Origin of the sequence: Novosphingobium sp. KN65.2, from assembly GCF_001368935.1 — a bacterium.
GTDB classification, from domain to species: domain Bacteria; phylum Pseudomonadota; class Alphaproteobacteria; order Sphingomonadales; family Sphingomonadaceae; genus Novosphingobium; species Novosphingobium mathurense.
Map to the genome: position 1 here is coordinate 1 of NZ_CCBH010000172.1, position 7,567 is coordinate 7,567.

8 protein-coding genes are annotated in these 7,567 nt (G+C 65.3%); 1 reads left to right on the plus strand and 7 read right to left on the minus strand.

Features of this window, described 5'->3' with window-relative positions; genetic code table 11:
- Positions 1-116: 116 nt before the first annotated feature.
- From SPHV1_RS17000 to SPHV1_RS17015, 4 genes are all read right to left on the minus strand, one after another.
- Complete coding sequence (locus SPHV1_RS17000; RefSeq protein ID WP_054947229.1) at positions 117-1,100, minus strand: serine hydrolase; 984 nt, start codon at positions 1,098-1,100, stop codon at positions 117-119.
- A 359-nt stretch (positions 1,101-1,459) separates the two neighbouring features.
- Positions 1,460-3,109 (minus strand): chaperonin GroEL, encoded by a 1,650-nt coding sequence (gene groL, locus SPHV1_RS17005; protein WP_054947226.1) that lies wholly within the window; start codon positions 3,107-3,109, stop codon positions 1,460-1,462.
- Between the two features lie 45 nt (positions 3,110-3,154).
- Positions 3,155-3,442 (minus strand): co-chaperone GroES, encoded by a 288-nt coding sequence (groES, locus tag SPHV1_RS17010; protein ID WP_007012467.1) that lies wholly within the window; start codon positions 3,440-3,442, stop codon positions 3,155-3,157.
- Positions 3,443-3,618: 176 nt separating this feature from the next.
- The gene (locus tag SPHV1_RS17015) at positions 3,619-4,998 is read right to left on the minus strand and encodes an MATE family efflux transporter (RefSeq protein WP_054947230.1); all 1,380 of its coding nucleotides are present in this window, start codon (positions 4,996-4,998) and stop codon (positions 3,619-3,621) included.
- A gap of 135 nt (positions 4,999-5,133) precedes the next feature.
- On the opposite strand from SPHV1_RS17015, the gene SPHV1_RS25830 reads away from it, so the two are divergent.
- Entirely contained in the window at positions 5,134-5,739 is a 606-nt protein-coding gene (locus SPHV1_RS25830; protein ID WP_231634719.1) for a cytochrome c family protein, read from the plus strand.
- A gap of 217 nt (positions 5,740-5,956) precedes the next feature.
- Here the strand turns inward: SPHV1_RS25830 and SPHV1_RS17025 are convergent, their stop codons facing one another.
- The 3 genes from SPHV1_RS17025 to SPHV1_RS17035 all read right to left on the minus strand — a co-directional run.
- Positions 5,957-6,601 carry a hypothetical protein gene (locus tag SPHV1_RS17025; RefSeq protein WP_054947227.1) on the minus strand — a complete coding sequence of 215 codons (645 nt, stop codon included), beginning with the start codon at positions 6,599-6,601 and terminating at the stop codon, positions 5,957-5,959.
- A gap of 77 nt (positions 6,602-6,678) precedes the next feature.
- Complete coding sequence (locus SPHV1_RS17030) at positions 6,679-7,149, minus strand: CYTH domain-containing protein (RefSeq protein ID WP_054947228.1); 471 nt, start codon at positions 7,147-7,149, stop codon at positions 6,679-6,681.
- 7 nt (positions 7,150-7,156) lie between these two features.
- Positions 7,157-7,567 (minus strand): CHAD domain-containing protein (locus SPHV1_RS17035; protein ID WP_156367375.1); only part of this gene is annotated, 411 nt, incomplete at its 5' end.

Below are 7,567 nucleotides of genomic sequence, written 5' to 3' on the forward strand. Positions count from 1 at the left end.
CCGGACTTCGGTCCGGCGGGCCTTTGCTTTTGCCTGGAACGTCCGATCCACGCGGGCATGGCTCGCGCGAAGGCGAAACCCGGTGCGACCGGGCCGGGCCTGCGACCTGCTGCGCCTCAGCGCGAAGCTGTGCGGCGGTAGCTGGAGCTTTCGGTCAGGTAGCCGTCATAGACGGCGCGGGCGATCTGGGCGATGCGCGCCTCGCGATTGGGGCGGCTGCCCTGCCCGGTGACATAGATGGCCACGGCAAAGGCATGGCCTTCCGGGGTCTGGATGATGCCGACGTCGCTGGAAGTGTTGTTGAGCGAACCGGTCTTGTGCGAGACGGTCACGCCGTCGGGCATCATCGCCGGAATGCGGCGACGACCGGTACGGCAGCGGCTCATCGCGCCGAGGATCACGTCGCGGCTTTCCGCCTTCATCCACTTGCCGTCGTAGATGCCGTTCAGCAGCTTGACCATGGCGAGCGGCGTGGCGCTGTCGCGCTTGTCGATCACCTGCGCCGGATCGATCGCGCCGTCGTCGCGCACCAGCGTGGCGATATCGCGATCGAGGTGCCAGTCCTCGATACCGGCGACGTTGTGCACCCAGTCGTTGACTGCCTTGGGCCCGCCCACGACCTTGAGCAACGCATCGGTCGCGTAGTTGTTGGAGCGGGTGATCATCTGCTCGATGAGTTCGCGCGCCGAGAGATAGGCGCCGGGACGAACCGGCGCGACCGGGCTGGAGAACGGCGCCGAGGCGACCGGGACCATCAGCGGAAATTCGCTGGTGAGGCTCCACTTGCCCTTTTCGACACCGGCGAGGAAGGTTGCAGCGATGGCAATCTTGCTGGTGCTGGCCATCGGGAAGCGCTGGTCGCCCAGCACTTCTATCGTGCGTCCGGTGGCGAGATCCACTGCAGCCACGCCAATGCGGCCCTTGGATGCTTCGGCCACCGATGCGAGCTGCTTCTCGAACTGCGTCGCATATGTCGGCGGGCCGCGAAGCTCGGTACCGAACACGGAATCGAAAGTCTGGCGAACGTCGCCGACGTTCTCGGCAGTGACGGTATCGCCCGCATGGGCAGGCGCAATCGGCGTCATCGCCGCCAGCGCCATCGCGGCAACGGCGGTCAGGCGAGTGGCGCCACGCAGGCACCTTGCGATGAATGTGCTAGACCCGGTCATATCTCTTGAAGCCTACAGCGTCCCAGTTCCTGAAATATGAAGGAAATGGCGGCGAATCGCCAGCCATTCGCGATGAATTGCCGGGATGCTGCGAGTAGTTGCGCAAAGCCGCAGTTTTTCGCCGTTTGCACGACGGATTCGTTCATCTGGGGGAAATGTTGCCGGACGGCTGAGAGCGGGGCCCATAAAGGTCCCGATCGAGCCTCAGTGCCGTCATGCACGGCCAAAGAAAAGGGCCGGGAGGATCGCTCCTCCCGGCCCGTTTTCGTTCGGCCGATGGCCGGGCTGGCTTAGAAGCCGCCCATGCCACCCATGCCGCCCATGCCGCCCATGTCGGGCATCGGCATGGCGGGCTTGTCTTCCTTGGCTTCGCTGATCGCCGCTTCGGTGGTGATCAGAAGGCCTGCGACCGAAGCCGCGTCCTGCAGGGCAGTGCGAACGACCTTGGTCGGGTCGATAACGCCGGCAGCCACGAGGTTCTCGTAGGTGTCGGTGGCAGCGTTGAAGCCCTGCGTCTCGTCGTTTTCACGCAGCAGGTTGCCCGAGACGACCGCACCGTCGAAGCCGGCGTTGGTCGCGATCTGGCGAACCGGAGCCATGATCGACTGGCGGATGATGTCCACACCGCGGGTCTGGTCGTCGTTGGCACCCTTGAGGCCTTCGAGAGCCTTGGTGGCGTAGAGGAGAGCCGTACCGCCGCCGGGGACGATGCCTTCCTCAACCGCAGCGCGGGTCGCGTGGAGAGCGTCGTCGACGCGGTCCTTGCGCTCCTTCACTTCGACTTCCGAAGCGCCGCCGACCTTGATCACGGCAACGCCGCCAGCGAGCTTGGCAAGACGCTCCTGCAGCTTTTCACGGTCGTAGTCCGAAGTGGTGACTTCGATCTGCGCACGGATCTGCTCGACGCGAGCCTTGATCTCTTCGGCCGAACCCGAACCATCGACGATGGTGGTGTTGTCCTTGTCGATCGTGACCTTCTTGGCTTCGCCAAGCATGTTCAGGCTGACGTTCTCGAGCTTGATGCCGAGGTCTTCCGAGATCATCTCGCCGGCGGTCAGCGTGGCGATGTCGCCCAGCATGGCCTTGCGACGGTCACCGAAGCCCGGAGCCTTGACGGCAGCGACCTTGAGGCCGCCACGCAGCTTGTTGACGACGAGGGTGGCCAGAGCCTCGCCCTCGATGTCCTCGGCGATGATGAGGAGCGGACGGCCCGACTGCACCACGGCTTCGAGGATCGGCAGCATCGACTGCAGGTTCGAGAGCTTCTTCTCGTGGATCAGGATGTACGGGTTTTCGAGTTCGACCGTCATCTTGTCCGGGTTGGTGACGAAGTAGGGCGAAAGGTAGCCGCGGTCGAACTGCATGCCTTCGACGACATCGAGTTCGAATTCGAGACCCTTGGCCTCTTCGACGGTGATGACGCCTTCCTTGCCGACCTTTTCCATCGCCTCGGCGATCTTCTCGCCGACTTCGGTGTCACCGTTGGCCGAGATGATGCCGACCTGGGCGATCTCGGCAGTGCCCGAGACTTCCTTCGAACGGCTCTTCAGGTTCTCGACGACCTTGGTCACGGCGAGGTCGATACCACGCTTGAGGTCCATCGGGTTCATGCCGGCGGCAACCGACTTCATGCCCTCGCGAACGATCGCCTGGGCAAGAACGGTGGCGGTGGTGGTGCCGTCACCGGCCGCGTCGTTGGCCTTCGAAGCCACTTCGCGGATCATCTGCGCGCCCATGTTCTCGAACTTGTCCTTGAGTTCGATTTCCTTGGCGACGGTGACGCCGTCCTTGGTGATGCGCGGAGCGCCGAAGCTCTTCTCGATGACGACGTTGCGGCCCTTGGGGCCCAGGGTCACCTTGACGGCATTGGCGAGGGTGTCGACACCGGCGAGAATGCGCTCACGGGCGTCGCGCGAGAACTTTACGTCCTTAGCTGCCATTGTAGAATTCCTTTTAGAATATCAGATGGATGATTGCGAACAGGCTCAGGCGATGACGCCGAGGATGTCGCTTTCCTTCATGATCAGCAGGTCTTCACCGTCGACCTTGACTTCGGTGCCGGACCACTTGCCGAAAAGCACGCGATCGCCAACCTTGACGTCGAGCGGGGTAACCGTACCGTTTTCGGCGCGGGCGCCGTTGCCGGCAGCGACCACTTCACCCTCTGCGGGCTTTTCCTTGGCGCTGTCGGGGATGATGATGCCACCGGCCGTCTTTTCCTCGGCCTCGACGCGGCGCACGAGAACACGGTCGTGCAGCGGGCGGAAAGTCATTGGATACTCCCTAATCCTATGAGCAAGAATCTGAAATTGGCACTCCCGCTTTGAGAGTGCCAACGGCGGGGATATGGTCTTGCACCCCGAGGGCGTCAAGCGGCTCCATGCTAAAAAATTTGCAGGGCGGTTCCGGTATCGGACGCACCGAGCGAGGCCGCGCCCTGTTGCGCGCCTTACCTGGGCAGGAGGCCGAAGCGTTCGCGCCAGTGCCAGCGCGCGAGCAACAGGATCGCCGCCACCGTCAGGCCGACGGCAAGGCCGACCCAGACGCCGACGCCCTCCAGCGGGGTCCAGAACGCCAGGACCACGGCCACGCCGAACCCTGCCGCCCAATACCCGAAGATGGCGATCGTCATCGGCACCCGGGTATCCTGGATGCCGCGCAGCGCCCCCGCGCCCACCGCCTGCAGTCCGTCGGTCAGCTGGAAGATCGCGGCGACGAACAGGTAGCGCAGGGCAAAGGCGATCAGCGCCGCGTTGGCGGGCGCCGACACGTCGATGTAGGCCGAGAGGATCAGCTTCGGGAACGCCAGCATCGCGCCGGCCGAGGCCGAGGTGAACGCCAGACCGATGATGATCGCCGCCCAGCCGGCATGGCCGATGGCGAGGCGATTGGCCGCACCGTAGTGATAACCGACCCGGATCGTCGCGGCCTGGCCGATTCCGAACGGCACCTGGAAAGCGAAGGAAGCGATCTGCAGCGCAAGGGTATGCGCGGCCAGTTGCGCCTCGCCGATGCGGCCCATCAGGAAGGCCGCTCCGCTGAACAGGCCGCCTTCCGCGACCAGCGTCAGCGCGATCGGCAGGCCGAGCGCAAGGATCTGGCGCAAGCGGCTCCACTCCGGGCGCCACCAGCGACCGAAGATGTGGAAGCGCCGCAGGTTGCGGTCCCGCGCGATTGCGGTGGAGTAGGCCAGCACTGCCGTGCAGGCGGTGATGATGCTCGACAGCGCCGAACCCGTCAGCCCCAGCGCCGGCGCACCGAAATTGCCGAAGACCAGCGTGTAGTTGCCCAGCGCGTTCACGAGAATCGACAGTGCCGTGATGAGCGTCGCGAATATCGGCCGTCCCAGCGCCGAGACGAACGTGCGCAGGACGTTGGAGACCGCCATCGGCGTTATCGCGATCGAGACGATGACAAGGAAGTGGCTCGCGAGTGCGGAGACTTCGGGGTCCTGCCCGGTCGCCAGCATCAGCCACTCACCCTTCAGGCTGACAAGGAATGCGGCGATGCCGAGAATGACCGCCACCCACAGCGCCATGCGCGTCGAGCGACGCACTTCGCGCACCGCGTTGCTGCGCCGCCCCAGTTCGGCGGCAATCAGCGGGGCGACGGCGCTGGTGACGCCGTTCAGCCCCATCATCATCACCGCGATCAGGGCGATGGCAAGGCTCGATGCAGCCAGCGCCTGCTGGCCCAGCCGCGCCACGAAAATGACGTCGGTGGCAAAGACCGCCATCTGCAGCAGGTTGGCCAACGCCAAGGGTCCCGCAAGACGCAGGGTGGCGCGCAGTTCGCCGCGCAGAGTCGAGGGGCGGAAAGTCTTCGTCATTGCGGAGCGGCGCGATAGGCCGAGTGGCGGAACAACGGAAGCGATTTCCCATGGCAAGGGATTCTCGCGCCGGCTTGCGCGCGCTTTCATTCCCCGGATCAGTGCGATACGAATGCCCGCGAAGGAGAAATTTCGATGCGTTCCAGCTTCCTGCTTGCCCTTGCCCCCATGACGCTGCTCGCCGCATGCGGCGGCTCCGAGACCGAGGCCACGACCGATACCGCAACGCAGGATGCCGGTAGCGAGCCGGCGGAACAGGCATCGAGCGAGGAAGTGGCTACCGCTTCCGCAACACCGGACGCTGCGACGCCGGATGCTGCGACGCCGGACGCAGCCATGCAGAAAGTTTCCACCCCTGAAGTGGCAGAAACGGCCAAGCCGCAAGCCGAAGCGAAGGCAACCGCGGCTGCGCCTGCCGCCAAGATGGTATCGGCTGCAGCCGCGGCGCCCGTCGCACCGCCGCCCTCATTCATGCAGTGCAAGGTCTGTCACGCGGTCGAACCCGGCAAGAACGGCGTTGGCCCGACCCTTTCCGGCATCGTCGGCAGCAAGGCCGGTGAGGTCGCGGGCTACAACTTCTCGCCTGCACTGGCGAAGTCCGGGATCACCTGGAACCGCAGTACGCTGGACACCTGGTTGGCGGGTCCGCTCAAGATGGTTCCCGGCACCAAGATGGTCATCAGCCAGCCAGATGCCGCCAAGCGCAAGGAAATCATCGATTACCTCGAAACGCTGAAGTAGGCACTTCACGCGCAGGCGCCCGTCCGGGCGTCATACGCCGCGCATTTGCGCGACCCTTGGCCCCACCCCCTCCCTGTCGGGGCCTCGGGGAACCCCCAGTTGTCCGACCGGAAACTGCGCGCGGACCGATACGAAAAGTGGGGCGGCGCGGAAGGGATCCGGGCCGCCCCTTTTCAGTCGGGACACGTTACTTGCAGGGGACTTCTTGCGGGGGATTTCAGACTTTCTGGCCGGGGCCTTCCGGCACCTTGGCCGGAACCTCGGCCTTGGCGGGGATCGCGGCGGGGATCGCGGCGGGCATCGCCGAACGGTTCGCATCGGCGGCATCGCAGACATCGGATGCGGCCTCGACCATCTTCGGCGCGGCGCCCGAACCGTCGGAGCTGTAGGATACGGTGCGGGTGCAGCCGTCTGCGCTCGTCGTGGCAGAGTAATAGGTCACGTGCATGCCCTGCGGCACGTTACCGACCATCGTGAAGCCGGGGGCGGCATTGCCGGCTACTGCCGGAGTGGCCGCTGCCTGCGCCTGCATCTGCGCGGCCTGCTGCTGCATGAGCGCGACACGCTGCATCATCGCATTCATCTGCGCATCCACGATGGCCGAGATGCGCCCCATGCCGGCGAAGGGATCGGCCATGAGCATCATCGCCGGATCGGCCCGATCGGCTGAGACGACCTGATCGACCGGGACGAACTCCACCCTGGGCACGACGTCGCCGGTGTACTGGACGTGGACGACCGCGCCATCCGGCGCATCGACCTTCATCGTGTGAAGACTTGCCGCGGCGGCTTCGGCTGCGCCGGCGCCAAGCACCGCCAGGATCGCGGCACCGATCACACAGTTGCGGGGGGCAATTCGCATTGAGGGATCTCCTGTGACTCAAGCCGTTGCGAAGCCGAAACCTATCCCCTCAACCTGAACCGCAGATTACCCGATGTTCAGCCGCCCTGTGCGAGCGCCGCGTTGCTGTAGTGCGGGTCCGAAGTCACCTCGCGCCCGATCCATTCCGGCAGGTCCACCGCCTCGTCGGCGCTGCCCAGCTCGATCTCGGCAAGGACAAGCCCCTCGTGCTCGCCCGCAAAGACATCGATCTCCCAAGTCCGCCCGCCGCCCGCCGGGACGAGGTGACGGACCTTGTCGATGACGAGGCCGCGCCGCAGTTCCAGCATCGCCCGCGCATCCTCGATCGGCACCTGGTATTCGAACTCGGAGCGTGAAAGGGCCTTGCCACCCCCTTTGCCCCGCGACTTGATCGTCAGCTTGGCCCTCTCCTCGTCGATGATGCGGATCCGCACCCCCGCCTTCCCGCCATTCGACAGGTAGGCCTGGCGGATCCGCTTCTTCGCGGCGACCGCGCTACGCCAGCCGTCACCCTCGACGAGGAACTTGCGCTCGATCTCGATGGCCATGCCCGGCTCAATCCCTCTTGTGCGCGGTGCCAGCGCGCCAGATCTGCCACAGCTTCCCCCAATGCCCCTCAAGGTCCTCGGCAGATTGCGCGAGGATCCGCTCGATCAGGGGCTTGCTCGTCCGTTCGAGCGCCTCGCGGCGCTCCAGGGCGAGAGACTGCAGGCAGGCCACCGCATGGGGATGCGCGCCGCCGGCATGGAGATCGGTCAGCCGCTGCTCGAATACGGCAATGTCGTGATGGAGCCCGAGGTTATCGGCCAGCAGGCTGAGCTGATCTGCCCGCGCCTTCATGACTTCGGGCCAGATCTGCACCAGCAGGCGCGCGTGATACCAGTGGTACTTCATGCGTTTGCGCAGCTCGTGAAAGTTCGCCGCGCTCGGATCGGCGGGCGCCCCCGGCGCCCCCCTGCCCGCGCC